Source organism: Marinicella meishanensis, assembly GCF_019931145.1.
GTDB classification, from domain to species: Bacteria; Pseudomonadota; Gammaproteobacteria; order Xanthomonadales; family Marinicellaceae; genus Marinicella; species Marinicella meishanensis.
This window is the reverse complement of record NZ_JAIOUV010000010.1, coordinates 85,864-103,490: the sequence shown is the minus strand read 5'-3', so window position 1 is coordinate 103,490 and position 17,627 is coordinate 85,864. Positions and strand designations below refer to the sequence as shown.

9 protein-coding genes are annotated in these 17,627 nt (G+C 52.3%); 6 read left to right on the top strand and 3 right to left on the bottom strand.

Annotation, left to right across the window (positions count from 1 at the left end; genetic code table 11):
• The first annotated feature begins 78 nt into the window (after window positions 1-78).
• Window positions 79-1,002: an MBL fold metallo-hydrolase gene (locus tag K7G70_RS16030; protein ID WP_223789668.1), complete on the top strand. Its 924-nt coding sequence runs from the start codon at window positions 79-81 to the stop codon at window positions 1,000-1,002.
• Here K7G70_RS16030 and K7G70_RS16025 read toward each other — a convergent pair.
• Together K7G70_RS16025 and K7G70_RS16020 are read right to left on the bottom strand one after the other, a co-directional pair.
• On the bottom strand, window positions 994-4,131 hold the full coding sequence (locus K7G70_RS16025) for a tetratricopeptide repeat protein (protein ID WP_223789667.1): 3,138 nt from the start codon (window positions 4,129-4,131) through the stop codon (window positions 994-996). The two genes, K7G70_RS16030 and K7G70_RS16025, sit on opposite strands and share 9 nt — an antisense overlap.
• The gene (locus K7G70_RS16020; RefSeq protein WP_223789666.1) at window positions 4,128-6,128 is read right to left on the bottom strand and encodes a DUF3857 domain-containing transglutaminase family protein; all 2,001 of its coding nucleotides are present in this window, start codon (window positions 6,126-6,128) and stop codon (window positions 4,128-4,130) included. Before K7G70_RS16020 ends, K7G70_RS16025 begins: the two co-directional genes overlap by 4 nt.
• A 176-nt stretch (window positions 6,129-6,304) precedes the next feature.
• On the opposite strand from K7G70_RS16020, the gene K7G70_RS16015 reads away from it, so the two are divergent.
• Window positions 6,305-8,629 carry a Tex family protein gene (locus tag K7G70_RS16015; protein WP_223789665.1) on the top strand — a complete coding sequence of 775 codons (2,325 nt, stop codon included), beginning with the start codon at window positions 6,305-6,307 and terminating at the stop codon, window positions 8,627-8,629.
• A gap of 70 nt (window positions 8,630-8,699) precedes the next feature.
• Here K7G70_RS16015 and K7G70_RS16010 read toward each other — a convergent pair whose 3' ends face one another.
• Entirely contained in the window at window positions 8,700-10,304 is a 1,605-nt protein-coding gene (locus K7G70_RS16010) for a YncE family protein (RefSeq protein ID WP_223789664.1), read from the bottom strand.
• A 294-nt stretch (window positions 10,305-10,598) separates the two neighbouring features.
• Between K7G70_RS16010 and K7G70_RS16005 the strand changes: the two genes are divergently transcribed.
• The 4 genes from K7G70_RS16005 (at window position 10,599) to K7G70_RS15990 (ending at window position 17,615) form a co-directional block, all read left to right on the top strand.
• Window positions 10,599-13,208: a carboxypeptidase-like regulatory domain-containing protein gene (locus K7G70_RS16005; protein WP_223789663.1), complete on the top strand. Its 2,610-nt coding sequence runs from the start codon at window positions 10,599-10,601 to the stop codon at window positions 13,206-13,208.
• Window positions 13,209-13,347: 139 nt separating this feature from the next.
• Window positions 13,348-14,745, top strand: coding sequence for a hypothetical protein (locus K7G70_RS16000; protein ID WP_223789662.1), 1,398 nt, complete (start codon window positions 13,348-13,350; stop codon window positions 14,743-14,745).
• The gene (locus K7G70_RS15995; protein WP_223789661.1) at window positions 14,742-16,181 is read left to right on the top strand and encodes a hypothetical protein; all 1,440 of its coding nucleotides are present in this window, start codon (window positions 14,742-14,744) and stop codon (window positions 16,179-16,181) included. Before K7G70_RS16000 ends, K7G70_RS15995 begins: the two co-directional genes overlap by 4 nt.
• 30 nt (window positions 16,182-16,211) lie before the next feature.
• Window positions 16,212-17,615, top strand: a complete 1,404-nt coding sequence (locus K7G70_RS15990; RefSeq protein ID WP_223789660.1) for a hypothetical protein — start codon at window positions 16,212-16,214, stop codon at window positions 17,613-17,615.
• The last annotated feature ends 12 nt before the right edge of the window (window positions 17,616-17,627 follow it).

The window sequence follows — 17,627 nt, the reverse complement described above, 5'->3', positions numbered from 1 at the left end:
CACTTTTTGCAAACATCCAGCGGCTGTCAACAGACCGAAAAGGCTGTGCTATGATGCTTTGATTTGGCGAGAGTTCTCATGCGTTTATGGGCTTTGTGGTGTTTGTTGATGTGGGGCGGGCAATGGGCTGTGGCCGCCGATTCAGTCACTCTGCATGTGTTGGGTGTGGCCCAAGATGCAGGCTATCCCCAGCTGAATTGTTATCGGCCCCATTGTCAAGCCGGGTGGGATGATCCTACAGCCAAACGTTATGCGACTTCATTGGCGGTGGTGGATCACGGTGCCCAACAAAAATTTTTGTTTGAAGCCACCCCGGACATCCGCGAACAAATGCACCATTTGCACCAGCTGGCGCCGGATGGTCAATACGACCTACATGGCATCTTCCTGACCCATGGTCACATGGGCCATTACACCGGGTTGCTGCATTTGGGGCGTGAAGCGGCCGGCACCCAAGACGTGCCGGTCTACGTGATGCCCCGGTTCAAAAAATTCCTGCAAGAGCATGGCCCTTGGAGTCAGTTGGTCAAATTGGGCAACATCCGCTTGATGGATTTACAACAGGCACAACCCGTGGCTTTGAATCAACGCTTGGTCATCACCCCGATGTTGGTGCCTCACCGCGATGAGTTCACCGAAACGGTGGGTTACCAGATCAAGGGGCCAAACAGCAAGGTGTTGTTCATTCCTGACATCGACAAATGGCAAAAGTGGGACACGGACATCAAGCAAGCCATCCAGCAAGTGGATCACGCCTTATTGGACGCCACTTTTTTTGCCAACGGCGAAATTCCCAACCGCGACATGAGTGAAATTCCCCATCCGTTTGTGACCGAAAGCATGGCCTTGTTTGCGGACTTACCAGCGGCTCAGAAGCAGAAAATCATTTTCATCCATTTCAACCACAGCAACCCATTGATCAACCTCGACTCAGCGGCCAGTCAACAGGTGCTGGCCGCTGGTTTTCGGGTGGCTCACCGGGGCCTGGCCATTTCATTGTGAGTCACCGGATTGGGCGGCGGCTGGCAAGGCTTGTGGTTGGGCTGCCGGCAGGTCCAGCTTGAGGTTTTTGATGTAAGGCAGGTCCAAAAAGGTGCTCATCATGTTGTGGTGCCTGACTTTCTTCGAAGTCTCAATGGATCGGTCCAGGTATTCGGCCGCCAGCACCTCGTTTTGTTCAAACAGTTCACCGGACTGATGCAATTGATGCAAGCGATACAAGGCATGTGGTGAATTTTTGTCGGCCGCCTGTTGGTAAGCCAGTTTGGCCGCTGCCAGGTCTTGTTTGGTACAAATGCCGTGTTCGTACATCCAGCCCAAATTGAACATCACGGTTCTGGAATCGGTGCTCAGATCCAGGATGATTTCATGGGCGATTTTGCGTTCTTTCTTATTCGTGTGTTCGGCTTGGCAGGTCATCACCGCATAGTTGTTTTTGGCTTCTTTTTTGCGGCTGCTGTGGAAGTTGTTGGCGTAGATTTGTCGGGCCGCTTCCAGGTTTTGTTCCACACCCAGGCCTTTTTGCAGCATCAAAGCCACCCAAAAGCTGCCGGGTTCATCCACCAAGTCGGCCCAAGTGAATTCGCGTTTGGCGGCGGCGTTGGTGAAGAAAAATTGGGCCAGGTCAAAGTTCTGGGTGATTTGAATGCCATACATGTAGCGCTTGCCCAGCTCAATGATGGCCTCTTTGTCACCGGCCTCAAAGGCCCGCACATACCAGTGCACGACTTTTTCTGGGTTGTACTCAGGCATTTCATCATTGGCATAAAACTCAGCCAATATGCGCATCAACGAGGTGGATTGGGTGTCTTCGGCTTCAACCTCCAACAATTGGACGGTGTTGCTCAGCAGTTCTTGGTTGATTTGTTTTTTGGTGTACTGCTTGAGGATTCGTTTCAGCGCGTAGGTGTCACCCACGGAATGGGCCAGGCGGCTGTATGCCACCGATTTGGCAAAATCAGCGGTCACCACTTCTCCGGCCGCATAGATTTTGGCCAATTTATTGATGGCAAAAATCAAACCCTTGTCAGCCGTCTCTTGAATGATGGCCAGGGCTTGCGCCGGGTTGTCATCCAACAGGTCAGTGGCGGCATCAAAAATCGGTTCTGGATCACCAAGCTGCTTGGCCAGTTCCAGGTGTCGTGATTGTTTGGCGTCATCACCTGCCCAGCGGTGGTAGCGAGACAGCTGGAAATGGGCCTGGGCAATGCCCGCTGCGGCCGCTTGTTGCAGCCATTTGAGGCCGGATTCGCGGTCCATGTCATTGGCATATCGCATGTAATGCAGATAACCGAGCTGATACATGGCACTGGCGTCGTTGGCTGCGGCCCGTTGCTCCAGCTCAGCCACCAGGTTGACACTGGGTGTGGCGTGTTGGTGCTCGCCGACATAGGACAAACGCAAATTCAAATTGGCCAAAACCACGTTTTTGCGGTTGGCATTGAAGCTTTTGTTGTCATTGATGATTTTGCGATACAGGAACAAGCCTTGATCGGTGTCAACTGTGGTGCCCAAGCCTTGGTAATGAGAAACCGCCAAATAAATGTCGCTGTCATAGTAATTCCCTTCCTCGGATTGTTTGAACAATGCAAAAGCCCGCTGGAAGTCCTGTTTGACCCCATGCCCATGAAAATAGGTTTTGGCCAGATTCAAGGTGGCCAGTAAATTACCTTGTTCATGTCCCTGCAGGAAATGTTGATGGGCCTTGGCAAAGTCTTGCAATTCGTAGTCATTGACATACTGCAGAATGCCGGCATACAGGTAGCCATCTGAGTCACCCAATTCACTGGCTTTGATGAAGGCATTCAGCGCCGCTTTGGGGTTCTTTTTGACACCGGTTCCATCCACCAGATTGATGCCAACCCGGGTCCATGCTTTACCGGTTTTGTCGTGTTTGGTGGCTTTGACATACCATTCATGGGCTTTTTTGTCGCTTTGGTTCACGGCATAACCGCGTTTGTACATGAAGGCGTACAGTATCATGGCTTCGGGGTTGTTTTTTTCGATCGCCAGATCCAGGTATTTTTTGGCCAGTTTTTGGTTGTCCCATATGCGTTCGCTGAGCATGTAACGACCAATCATCAGTTCATACTCACCTGGCTCACCTTGTTCATTCATCAAGGAAATCAAATTCGCCACGGTTTTGCGGTCCCGTTTGATGCCCAGCTTTTGTTCCCGCACGATGGCGGCTAAAGTCAGTGCTGGTGCGTAGCGGGCACTCAAGGCTTCGGTGATCAGTTCATGACCCAAGGTGTACTGGTCTTCCATCCCATCGATGAAGATGCGGTAGGCTTGGTTGTATTTGGCAATGACACTGCCATTGGCCGCCGCTTGGGCGAACAAATCAAAGGCATCCGCATACAAGGTGGGGAATTTATTGGTTTTGCCCAACAGCAAATTGGCCAGCAGGACCTGCGCTTCGGTGATGTCGGCATAGGCCAGGGTGAACAAGCCTTCGTTGTCTTTCAATTCGGTTTTGAGCACCAAATTCATCACTTTGAAAAAGTGGGCTTCGTCTTCGTCCAACAATTCGCCAACGGTGTCGTTGATGCCCCTGAAGAATTGACTCATTTTGAAGTAGCGGTATTCAGCCAGTACCTCATCGCCTTGCACCAACGCCGCCAGATAGGTCTGGTTCTTGTGCAGCTTCAACTCGCCATCAATGACTTCAAAACCAGCCAATTCGAGAAATTCATAGGCCGAATTGATGTCGGTGATCCAGAACGCCGAGTCCAGGTCTTCGCCATCACCCGAGTCGGTGATCAACTGCGCCAAGGTGAGCAGGTTGGCTTCATTGACCGCCGCTTGATCTTCATTCGACAGCAAATTGTGGCAGTCCAGCGCCAGTTTCTGGAGCTGCAATGAGTAAAAATATTCGGTGAGTAGCTGGTCGATTTGATCGATGTGTTGTAGGCAAACGGTATCTGAAAATTCGTCGCCATCACCGATGGGTAAGTCCTCAATGGCTTGCCACAAAGCGGTTTGGTCCAAACGGTCCTCAAAGGCTTGTTGCTGGGCTTTCATGACCTCCAGCGAGATCACCTGATTGGCTTTGTCGCTGAAATAGTTGGCTTGAGCAGGCAGGTGGAACAGGCCCAAAAAGAGGGTCAGGGTCAGCATTTTGAGGTTCATTTTTTCTTCTCCTTTAACATGTCTTGCAAGGCCGATTTCAAGCGGTCATTGCTTTCCTTGATGCGTTTCTTCTGTTTGATGGGCAAACCCACCGCCTCCGACAGGTGGCCTTTGATGGTTTTGATGGTGTCATAGTAATCTTTCAAGTCATCCACTTCGGCGTGGTCGCTGAGGGTTTTGAGTTGGTGGGTGATGGTGATTTGTTGGCCTTTTTTGCTGACCGATTTTTGGTAAGAAAGGTGTGGTGTGCTGATGTCAATGTCGCGCTCAGCGAATTCCATTTTCTTGCTGGGATCATCGATGATGAACTGGTGTTCGATGGTCAACGGGTGGGCCAGGGCCAGTGGGCTGTCGCGGTTGATGCGGCTGGGCATTTCCACATAGGACAGTAGGCTGTGTGCATGGGTATCGATGAACTCATAGCGGTTGTTCTGTTGCCAGGCGTCTTGCAGCTCATAGCTTTCTGCTATGGTCAACAGGTTGTCGGCCACGTCATCGACCACTTGCAAATCATCGGTGGCGGCGGCCAAGCCATACATTTGGTTGGTGTGTGACTCAAATTGGTTTTGAATTTGTTGCTCGGTGGTGTTGGCCAAACGGGAACGCCAGTATTCGGCAAACTCACCTTGGTGCTGGGTTTCTATCGACAAGGGAATGGTCTTGGCGTCGGGCTTGAGTTGTAGGGTCTCAACGGTTTTTGACAGGGTGACCTGGGTGTCTTTGCGGGCCATCGGGCTGAGCCGTTTGGTTTGCGCATCAATCACCAGGCCATAGGCAAAGTCGGGTAAGCTCAGGCGGTTCAACAGGGAACCCTGATGGATGGTGGTGGGGTCCACCCAGTACGAGCTGCCGGCCAACTCAATTTGCAAAATCACGTGGTTGAACAGTCCCGGGCTGGGCAAGCGGTTGACGATGCTTTTGTCCAGTTCTGTGGAGACCAAGAAGGGTTTGGACTCAATGTCCATGGCCCGCAACATGGCATGCAATAACATGGTCTTGTCTTTGCAATCGCCGTATTTGGTGGCATAGGTTTCTGCCGGCACCCGGGGTTGGTGGCTGTTGATGCCAATTTCGATGCCCAGGTAGCGAATTTCATCTTGCACAAACTGCAAAGCTTTGGTCGCCAGGGTGAGTTCATCCGGGTGGCGTTGTTGCCATTGTCTGACCAAGCCTGTGGTTGCCACATCCAGCTCCAGATTGATGGCGAACACCTCACTGGCCCAAGTGGCCACCTGTTGCCAATCTTTGAATTCAGAGATCTCCAGGTAATCACGCGGTTCATACCATTTGGGGTACCCGCCCTGGTAATCCATGGCGGGGATTTGCGACAGGTGCCAGGTGTGGCTCTGGCGCTCACCTTGTTTGGTTTTCTTGGGTTTGCGTTGTTTTTTCAGGGTGCGGTATTGGAGCTTTTTGTCTTTGGGTACCGTCACCCGGATGTGTAAATCGGCCACGGGAATGCCCCATTCCAAACTGAACACTTCAAACACATGGTTGTTGAAAATGGGGTTTTTCCCGACTTTGGTGAAGGCGTAATCCAAGGTGTCGTTGATTTGCAAGTCTTCCAACAGCAACAAAGCGGTCACCCGACCATTGTAGATGCCTTGATCCAGTTCGGCTTCTTGCCGGATCAATTCAAACTCAAGCTGCTCCAGCACATTGATCACTTGGCCGTTTCTGATGATGTGTACATGGTGGACTTGCAGGCTTTGATAACTGGGGTCGTAGGCCAATGAAATTTTGCCTTGTTCAGACAGGCCGCTGGCGTTGTTGATTTGTGCCACAATGCGGGTGAAATCGGTTTGTTGCTCGGCCGTCACATCCAATTGTTGGTCAAACAACAGGTAAGACGTACCGAAGCCTTTGGTGTCGGTTGGTGCGGCGCCTGGTTGGTGTTCGATGACCCAATCGGGTTGGGTGGTGATGGTCAATGCGGCCTGGGTGGGGGCACTGATGATGGCGAGGCCCCAAAGACAGGCACAGTAAAAAATATTCATCCCTAAATCCTTCGCTTTTAAAACGACCCATTATAACGACATTTTGACTGACAGGCGATGGTCAAGGGCCTGTAATCGGCGGCCTGTGGGCCGATCTGTGATCGGGTCACAATTCTCCTGTTGAATCGAGACTGACATGCTAAAATGCGTCGCTTTTTTAGCCAAAAATGACAGGAATGAGCATGGCCCAAAACCCACACGTGAATACCATAGCCGCGGAAATCAACGCCCGTCCACAACAGATTGCCAGTGCCATCGAGTTGCTCGATGGTGGTGACACGGTGCCCTTCATTGCCCGTTACCGCAAAGAAGTCACTGGCGGTTTGGATGACACCCAATTGCGTCAATTGGCGGAGCGTTTGACTTACTTGCGGGATCTGGATGACCGCCGTGAAACGATCCTCAAAGCGATCGACGAACAAGGCAAACTCAATGCTGAATTGCGCCAATCCATCATGGCTGCAGACACGAAAACCCGATTGGAAGACTTGTATCTGCCGTATAAGAAAAAACGTTTGACCAAAGCCCAAAAAGCCCGCCAAGCCGGCTTGGAACCTTTGTTACAACGGTTGATTGAACAACCGGCTGCCACGCCCGCAGACTTGGCGGTGGATTATGTCGATGCCGCACAGCAAGTGGTTGATGTGGACAGTGCCTTGGAAGGTGCCCGACAAATCGCCCTGGAGGACCTGGCCGAGGACGCCGACCTGATCCAGGGTTTGCGCGATTGGTTGTGGTCGCAAGGGGTGGTCATGGCGCGGGTGATCAAAGGCCAAGAGACCGATCCCAAAGCCGCCCGCTTCAAAGATTATTTTGCCTTTTCTGAGGCGGTTAAAGACATCCCATCACACCGCATGCTGGCCTTGTTCCGCGGCCGCAATGAAGGGGTATTGCAAGTCAGCATCGATCACCGCGATGTGTTGCAAGAGTCACTGACAGGCCATCCGGCAATCGGTCGTTTGGTGCGCCACACCGGCTGGGACATTGAACAATCGGCTTGGTTGGCCCGCACCATTGAATTGGCCTGGAAAGCCAAACTGTTGTTGAAACTGAACTTGCAGCTGCAAAATTTACTGCGTGAACAAGCCGATGAGGCGGCGATCCAGATTTTCAACCGCAACCTCAAAGACCTGTTGTTGGCCGCCCCGGCCGGGGGACGGGTCACCATGGGCCTGGATCCTGGTTTCCGCACGGGGGTGAAAACCGTGGTGGTGGATGCCAATGGCAAGCTGCTTGACACAGCGGTGATTTATCCCCATGCACCGCAAAAACAATGGGAGCCAGCCAAGCAAACCCTGGCGCAATTGTGTGCCAAGCACGGGGTGCAATTGATCGCCATCGGCAACGGCACGGCTTCGCGAGAAACCGATCAGTTGGCCGCTGAGCTGCTCAAACAACAGCCGGCCATCAAAGCGCAAAAAATCATGGTCTCCGAAGCCGGTGCATCGGTCTATTCAGCCTCTGAGTTGGCGGCCAAAGAATTTCCCGAGCTGGACGTGTCCTACCGGGGTGCGGTGTCAATCGCCCGACGCTTGCAAGACCCCTTGGCCGAATTGGTCAAAATCGACCCCAAAGCCATCGGTGTGGGCCAATACCAACACGACGTCAACCAGGCCCAGTTGAGTCGGGCGCTGGGTGATTGTGTCGAAGACTGTGTGAACAAAGTGGGCGTGGATGTGAACACCGCTTCGGCCCCCTTGTTGAAATACGTGGCCGGTGTCACCGATTCGGTGGCCCAGGAAATCGTCAAGTACCGCGATGCCCATGGCAGTTTTCAAAACCGCCAACAACTGCTCAAAGTCAGTCGGTTGGGCGACAAAATGTTCGAACAATGTGCCGGTTTTTTGCGAATCCGCGGCGGTGACCAGCCGTTGGACCAATCGGCGGTGCACCCCGAAGCCTATCCCCTGGTGGAATCCATGTTGGTACACATGAACACCCAGATTGAGCAAGTGATTGGTCAAATGGGACCTTTGAGCCAATTGAATCCGCGTGATTTTGCCAACGATCAGTTTGGGGTGGCCACCATCAAAGACGTGATTGAAGAATTGAAAAAACCCGGACGAGATCCACGCGGTGAATTCAAGACCGCGCGCTTTGACGATCAGGTCCACGACCTCAAGGATTTGCAAGTGGGCATGCGTTTGGAGGGGGTGGTGACCAACGTCACCGCTTTTGGGGCGTTTGTCGATGTCGGCGTACACCAGGATGGTTTGGTCCACATTTCCGAATTGGCTGATCGCTACGTCAAAGACCCGGCTGATGTGGTCAAAGCCGGCCAGGTGATTCAGGTGCGGGTGTTGGATGTGGATGTGGCACGCAAGCGCATTGCTTTGAGTGCCAAGTCGGGCGAGGCCAAAGCCAAACCGAGCAAGTCAGCCAACAACAAGCGGCCCTCGGGTCAAGCCAACAAGTCACGCCGCCAGCATCGCCAGGATCGAGCGCCGCAAGGGGCCTTTGCCGGGGCCTTGGCCGACGCCTTCAAGAAGGCCAAGACGTAATGGCCGCAGCCGTTGACTGAACCCATGATGATGGGCTGCCAAATTGGCTGCCCATCGTTTCAAGACACCTTCACTCTGACCAGATTAAATGGGCTTTGGTCATCGGCCATCGGCTGATGATTTGCCCGGTTTTCATGTCATGGGTTTGGACCTCGTCCTCAGTTTTGATGATGAAAAAGTCTTGCTCGCCATCAAAGCCCACCAAGGATTCATATTCGATGGCTTGCGTCACGGTGAAATCGGCATCATTGATCTGCGTGATTTGCTTGCCGCTGAACACCCACACCGGTGCCTGGGCGTCATCACTCTGATAGAGCAGTCCGGTACCACCACCAGTGGCAATGGCTTCGCGGTTGCTCAAATCAGCCGCTGTGAAGCGGGTCACGTCATTGGTTTTCCAATTGATCACATATAAATTGTTTTCCTGGTGGTTCAAGATCATCCCCGTGCTCGAACGTTTGTAAACGATTTGCATGTAATTCAAACCGAAGCCAGTGGCTCCCGCCAAAACCACGGTGCCCAAGAATTGACCAAACTTGACCCCCGGTCGACCGGTGCCAGAACGTTCTATCAGCTCGCCATTGGCCACATCGACGACCGCCACTTCGGAGCCAGAACCTTCACGTAAATACAGCAAGTCACCTCGGGTGTTGTAGGCATAATCAGCCGTATCAAACGGTAATTTGGTGTAGGTGTGCGGGTAATCATCGGTTAAATTGATCAACACCAACTTGTCAAAGCCTTTGACCAAAATCTGCTGGTAATCGTCCATGACGATCATCTCTTGCAGGTCAATTCGCTTCACAGGGTATGTTTTGATGGGCTTGATTGAAGTACCCGTCAATTCACTCAAGACGATGTTTTTGCCCCGTTCGTCAGCCGCAACCGTGAACAAACGTCCGGTTTGTTCGCTGGTGGCAAATACAGGTGTCACCTGACTGCGGGCTGGGAAACTCACTTTTTCATGCGAGTTGAGATCAATGGCCTGAACCCAGTGTTGTGCCTTGGGTTTTTGTCCCGACTGTTTGGTCAAATACAAATGGTCTTGGTGAATGGTGCCAAACTGACGGTAGTCACCCAGTTTACTGGTCAGTGCAACCGAAAAATCAGACATCCGCAACACCGTCAACTCATCGCGGCTGGTGTTGTTGACCAGGAGGTACTGTTGGTCTGAAGACACAGACACCTCATTTTTGAATTTGCTCAATGCAATGGCCTTGGCAATCACGCCTTGTTGCACATCAATCACCAACAGCTGTTGATTTTTTTTCTTACCCACATGCACCAACAAGTGTTTTTGGTCTGCAGTCAGGTGGAAGAATTGATACAGTCGCTCGTTGTTGATCAATCGCTCATGCAAGTGTGCGGTGTCAATGGTTTTGATTTGACTGATGTCACTTTTATCAACCATTTGAATGCGCGCTTGTTTGCCATCGATCATGCCATAAAAAAACAGGTGATCACTGGGTGGCAAAAGCAAACGCATCATGTCCCGCTTCCAGGTTGGGCTCAAGGTGATTGCTTTTTTCACTGTACCATCGGCTGCGTTGTGCTCGGACAGTTGGTTGGTGAACTCCTTGCCTTCCTTGTCTTGTTGCAAAGAAAATAATTGGTTGGCGGACAGTTGGGTGCTGATCAATAAGGCGAAGATGACCCAGTGCAGTGGTTTGCTCATGAAAACTCCTTGTTGGTGGTGTTCCTAAAATCACCAGGACTCAGGGCCCTGGGTCGGTGTGGCACGCATTTTACCACAAATTCATTCAATCCACGGTCAGCCATCGGCCAACCTTCGAGCAAACAGCTACTTGAGCGATGGCAGACTGCCCAGAATTTTGGCCATTGAGGTCATAAATATGTGAATTGTTTCGAAATATTGGGGGTCAGCAAAGAATTTTGTTTCACCAATGCCCATGATGTGCGTTATTGGGTATATCATTCATTGCACAATAACAGTCAACGGGAGAAAAGCATGAAATTACTCACATTAATGGTTTTTATGGGGATGAGTCTGTCCATCCAGGCCACCACCAAAGATCACTTGGCAACACAAAAGACGGTTTACGATGGGCTGTTGATTGAAAGTCGAATCACCCCATTGCAGCACCAGAAATTCATTTCGCAATTAACTTACCAAGCCAATCAGTTGCAACAGCATAATCCAACGCCAGTGGAAATGTTGTCGCAGGGTGGCACGGCAACCATTTCAGGGGTGGTGCAATCAGGTGCCGTGAATCAGCCCAATGTGAATCTGAATTTGGTCGAAGTAGGAACCAATGTGTACGTCAACAATGCCGTGACCAATGCTTTGGGTGAATACACATTTGTGGGTGTTGATGCCGGTGATTACTATGTGTTGGCCAACGATCAAAACGATGTTTTTATTGATGCCATGTACTCATCCACCGGCACTGTGGCGTGTCAAAACTGCCAGCCCGATGCCAACAGCACCATCATGGTTGCCACCGGTGCCATGATCTCCAACATTGACTTGGATTTGACAGTGGGTGCAGTCATCAACGGACAAGTCACCAGCGGCGCGGCTCCAGTGGTTGACCAACCAATAACACTGCGGGGTTTGAATCATTCATTTTACCTGTATCAAACGTCAGATCCCACTGGCCTTTACAGCTTCCAGGGGCTACCCGACGGTGAGTATTATTTGACCTCACAAGACGCCACTGACATTTATGTTGATGCGATGTACGATGCGACAGGCACTGTGCAGTGCCAGAACTGTGAGCCGGATGTCAACAGCACGGTTGTTTTGACGCCTGCTGAAGTGCGCAATGGCGTAGACCTGTCATTGACGGTGGGTGCTTCAATCAGTGGCCAACTGGTCGATCAAGATACGGCTGCGGCGGTTGAAACCTTTAATTTGTCGATGGTGGACCCCAGTGACTTAACCTTTAATTGGTACATCCAAGCCGTTTTTGATGGCAGCGGTGGCTACACGGTCAGCGGCATACCGGCCGGCAATTACGTTTTTTATTTGAATCCAAATTCAGCAGGTAATTTGCACATCCCAGAAATTTACAACAACATTCAATGTAATGCCTGTTCCAGTTTGGTCTTTAATGGTGCCGGCGACAACATTGCCCTGAGCAATGGCGTGAACACCGCCAACATTGATTTTTCGGTGGAGTTTGGTGCCAGCATTTCGGGCATCATATTGAATAATGACCACCCCACCGAGACGGTGGAACAGTTTGGTTTGATATTCTTGTTTAATGACGCCAATCGGTTGTTGGGGAATTTGATCCTTTACGGCACTGACACTGACCCTGGCTTTGACGGGACTTACACCATCGGTGGCTTACTGCCTGGCATGTACTTTGTCCAAGGTGGCGATTTGGGGCGTGAATTTTTTCAACGAGAACTGTATGAGAACAAGCCCTGTCCATGGAGTGGTTGTGATCGCGGTGCCGGAGGCGATCCTGTGGTGTTGGGTGCCCAGGAGCAAAAGCTGGGGGTGAATTACTTTTTGGATTATGGTGGGAAAATCAGTGGTACCGTTACCGATGCCGCCACAGGTTTACCTATCGGCACCACCACCCAAAATCATTTCCTGCAATTTTATGATGCCGCCGGTCAAGTCGCTGGAGGGGCCTTTATCAATCCTGATGGCACATATACGTCGGCTCGGGCCATGCCTGCCGGAAGTTATTCGGTCCGAACTGGCTCCATGTTCACTGGTGACATGATCAGCCCATACGTGATGGAGAAATACGCCCCAGGTGGCAACATCGATTGTCCCGGTGTGACCTGTGATTTGACCGCAGGCAATGTGGTGGTCAATGAATATGTGCGCCTGAACCCAAGAGATCCGGTGGCCGAAGCGGCCAATGCCACCACCACGGGCATTGATTTTGCCTTGTCTCCGGGTTTCAGTTTTTCTGGCACCATCACCGAAATCGGTTCATCCACACCGATTCCCGATGTGCACGTGTTGGTGTATGACGACATGGGCCACTTCGCCAACTGGGCCACCACCGATGTGGTTGGGTTTTTCACCGTCTCGGGCTTACCAGCGGGGACTTATTATGCCTTGACCAACAACGGCTCAAACTTGCCTTTTTTGGGGGTCAATCAAACCGCAGCCGGTGGCTGGATTGACATCCTGTATGATGGCACACCTTGTCCTGGTTCTGCCTGTGATGTGACCACCGGTGACCCCATCGTCTTGGGTGGTGCCCCCGATGCCTTGGCTGGCGGCGGCACCATTGATTTCAGTTTGGATGCTGGAGGCACCATCATTGGACAAGTGCGTGATGCCTTCAGCCAATTGCCGGCCGGTGGCGTCAATGTCAATGTTTACGATGGCCAGGGCGACTTTTTTGGCAGTTACCAAACCGATGACAATGGCAACTACATGACGGTGGGATTTCCGCCGGGGTTGTATTACTTGACCACGGCCAACAACGGCGCCTTGCTGGATGCGGCTTACGGGGGGGCTTATTGTCCGATGTCAAGCTGTGACCCATTGCTCGCGGTACCGGTTGAAATCACCGGCAATGAAACCGTGGTTGACATCGATTTTGAGTTGAAACCAGACTTTATTTTCAAGTCGGGATTGGATTGAGGCCAGCCCTGAGCCATGCAAAAGGCCGCGTTGGCGGCCTTTTTTGTTTCAATTTGTTTCAGTCAAGGGTGGGTTAATCTTTTCTTAACATTTTGCTTGGTAGGATGCGGGGTGATTAATTTTTTAAGGAAGAAAATCCATGCGCTTTTCAGCCAAACTTTTGTTCTGCTTATGCGGCGCCTTCAGCTTACCCGCAGCAGCGGTTCAACTGAACCCGCATGGTCAGGGTGAAGTGTTGATTTTCCCTTACTACACCGTCAACAACGAACTCAACACCCTGTATTCGGTGGTCAACACCACCGATGAAGCCAAGGCCATCAAAGTGCGCTTTTTGGAAGGCGACATAGGTCGTGAGGTGTTGATTTTCAATGTGTATTTGGCGCCGTTTGATGTGTGGACCGGGGCATTGCTTGCCGTGGATTCAACCATCGCGGGTCATGAAGGTGAGCCCAGCGTCTCGCATTTGACCGCAGATACTTCTTGTGCACCCTACCTCAATCGATTTGGCTTGGGCCAAGAGTTTTTACCGTTCTTGTTGGAACTGGACGGTTCCAATGACTCTTTGCGCCGAGCCCGTGAAGGACACTTGGAGGTGATTGAAATGGGCGTGATCACCGAGGCCGAGGTGTTGGCGGCATTGACGCACTCGGATGGCCTGCCCAATGACTGTGAGCTGTTTGAGTCAGAGTGGCAAGATGACACCTGGGACCGCGAGGCATTGGCCGAACCCAGTGGCGGATTGAGCGGCAAAGCCTCGATCATCAATGTGGGTGAGGGCATCGCCTTTGGCTTTGATGCCTTGGCCCTGACCCAATTTTGGGGGGGTGCCGGCATCCATACCAGCGTCGGTGACGTGCTGCCGGATTTGAGTTCGGCCCAGCCAATATCGACCCACTTGTCGAATGATGATGCCTTGGTCGTGTCACAATGGCCATCGGGTTTTGAAGCGGTCTCCGCGGTGTTGATGCAAACCGAAGTCTACAATGAATACGCGTATGATCAATTCATCAACGGCAAGACCGAATGGGTGATGAACTTCCCCACCAAAAAATACCACACGACCCAGGCATTGACCGCCATACCACCGTTTTCTTCGGGTTGGTCGGGTCAGGCTGCGTGTGACGCCTATGACCTTGAAATATGGGACCGCGAAGAACAATCTCCGATCATCACTTCATGTGGATTCGCTTGTGGTCCCAGGCCACCGGATCCTCAGTTTTGTCTGACCTCCCAAGTGCTCGAGTTTTTGTCTCCGGCGGATGTCGCACTGGAACAATCGAAGGTGCTGGGCTCATTCAACCTTTTGAAGGTCGTGACCCCGGCCACAGCCGTCACTGAAAATGGCTGGGCCAAGGTGACTTTTGCCTCGACCAATGCCGCCATGGTACCCAATTCAGGTAAAGTGTTGTTTGGTCTACCAGTCACCGGGTTTGCCGTGAATCAATTCACCAATGGAGGGGCCGCTGAAGGCTTGTTGGCCCAATACGGCAACCTGTTCGTCCACAAAGGCAAATTGGTGGAAGGGGGTGAGTTATGAAACCTGTTATGAAATATGCGGTGAACTGGTTGATGTTTTTATTGCTGTCAGGGATGGCGGTTACCTCTCAAGCCGTTTCGGTGGCATCCAATGGCGTGGGCGGGGTGTTGATTTATCCCTACTACACGGTCAACAACGACCTGAATTTTTTGTATTCAGTGGTCAATACCTCCAGCCACACCAAGGCGGTGAAAATCCGCTTTTTGGAAGGGGACATTGGTCTTGATGTGTTGACATTCAATGTATACTTGGGCGCATACGACGTGTGGACCGGGGCGTTGGTGCCGACCACGTCCACCATCGATGAGCACCTGGGTGAAGCGTCCGTGCTGCATGTTTCGGGAGACACCTCGTGTGCGCCTTTCTTGAACAAAGGCGGCCAACAGTTCTTACCGTTTGTGATTGACACCGACTTGGATCCTGACAATCGAGACATGAGCCGTTCAAGAGAAGGCTACCTGGAAGTGTATGAAATGGCCAATCTGGTGACCCCACAAGCGGTGCAAATGATCGACCACAGCAACCGGGGTGTGCCAACCAATTGCGCTGGCTTGGAAAACGTGTGGCAAGCCGGAAGCTGGGTCTTGGGACCCGATGAAGACCCCAGTGGCGACTTGCTGGGCAGCGCCTCATTGGTCAATGTGAATGAAGGCCTGGCGTTCCATTATGATGCACTGGCCTTGAAGAATTTTGGTTTGACTGCTGAAAATCACACCGAGCCCAGTGCTGCCTTGCCTGACTTGGATTCGGCCGTGCCGGAATCCACGGTTTTGTTGCCTGATGGCCAATTGATTCAAGCCGAATGGACCCATGGGTTTCAAGCTGTTTCAGCGGTGCTGACCCAGGCCCAGGTGGGCAATGAATTCAACTTGGAAACGGTGTTGAACGCCAACACCGAGTGGGTGATGACCTCACCAACCCGCAAATTCCACACCAACAGCGGCGATTTGGCCTTGTTGCCGCCGTTCCTGGCACCTTGGCAGGGCAATGACCTCACCTCTTGTGACCGCTATCGGGTTGAGATGTGGGATCGGGAAACCCGCTATGAGGATGGCATTCCCAATGGTGGGGTGTTGCCACCGCCAGGTGGAATTTATCCCAAATTGTGCCAAGCCATCACCGTGATGGAATTCATCTACAATGCCCCCACACATTTTGATCGCACCGCCGTACTGGGATCACGCAACCACATGAACAGATACGCGGCCATTCCGGGTGGCGATTGGCTGCCCAGTGGCGCCGGTCGCGTCCATTTCCTGGATGCCGAGCCGGCAGTGCCCATCAGTGGAGCGGGCTTGCAAGGCTTACCCGTTACTGGCTTTGCGGTGATGCAATTCACCAATGCCGGTGCCGCCGAAGGTTTGCTGGCCCAATACGGCAGTTTGTTTAAGCACCTTGGGCAGCAGACTTTGGCTGCCACCGAAACCACACCATAAGACAACAGATATGATCAGGAGGATTTAACCATGAAAACGTCAACCATTTTGAAATGCGCTTTACCACTGCTTTGTTTGACCGGCCCAAGCCAGGCGGTGCAGCACAGCGTCGATGGCACTGGAGAGGTGTTGATTTACCCTTATTACACCGTCAACAATGATTTGAATACCCTGTATTCAGTGGTCAACACCACCGCCGACACCAAGGCCATTCGGATCAATTTTTTAGAAAGTGACATTGGCTTGGTGGTGCTGTCATTCAATGTGTACCTCGATGCGTACGATGTGTGGACCGGTGCATTGGTCTCAAGCACATCAACCGTCGGTGCCCACGTCGGAGAGCCGAATGCCACCCATGTCACCGCCGACACATCCTGTGCACCGTTTCTGAATAAGGCCAATCAAGAGTTCTTACCTTTTGTCATTGACTTGGATCTGGAAGTAGACAACAAAAGCATGCAACGGGCCACCGAAGGCCACATGGAGGTGATCGAATTGGCCACCTTCACCGGCCAAACCGTGGCATCGGCCGATCACAATTTCACCGGCGTGCCAGCCAATTGCGCCGCCATTGAGTCTGATTGGGCAGACAACGAGGTCTACGACACCGCCGATGAGGCCGAGCCCACCGCTGGCTTGTATGGAACGGCATCCATCGTCAACGTGGCCGAGGGCATGGCCTTTACCTATGATGCGATCGCCTTGCAAAATTTTTGGCAAGGGGCCGGTCAGCACACGTCTCCGGGTGAGCTCGAACCCGATTTGAGCTCGGCCGCACCTGTGTCCAAGGTGCTGATGCCGGATGGCACCTTGATCGAAGCCAACTGGGAGCATGGCTTTCAGGCGGTTTCTGAAGTGTTGACCCACGCCATGGTGTTCAATGAATATGCCTTGGAGACCATCATCAATGGCCGTTCCGAGTGGGTGATGAATTTCCCCACCAAAAGACATCACACGACCGGCGAGGAAGTGGTTGCCCCCTTCATCAGCGCCTGGGATGGCCGTCAGGCTTGTGACACCATCAAGTGGACGGTGTTTGATCGGGAATCCAAAACACTGAATGATTTCAGTTGCATCGGTTCGCCCTGTCCACCCCGGCCCATGTTGCCATTGGTGTGTCAGGCCAGTAACGTGATGGAATTCTCGTTGTATGGGACCTCTCCGGGCAGCACCTCGGCGGTACTGGGTTCATCCAATCAAATGTCGGTGGTGTTTTCCAGTGCAGCCGGCGTCACCGAAAGTGGCATGGCCTGGATGGAATTTCCCGATGCCTCTGCCACGACACCAGAATTTGGTGTGTCCAAGTCAGGTTTACCGGTGATCGGCTTTGCCGTGAACCAATTCAGCAATGCCGCCGCGGCCGAAGGCTTGTTGGCCCAATACGGGGCTTTGTTCCAGCACAAATACCAGGTGTTACTGAACGCGGATCAGTGAGTCCAGGGAGCT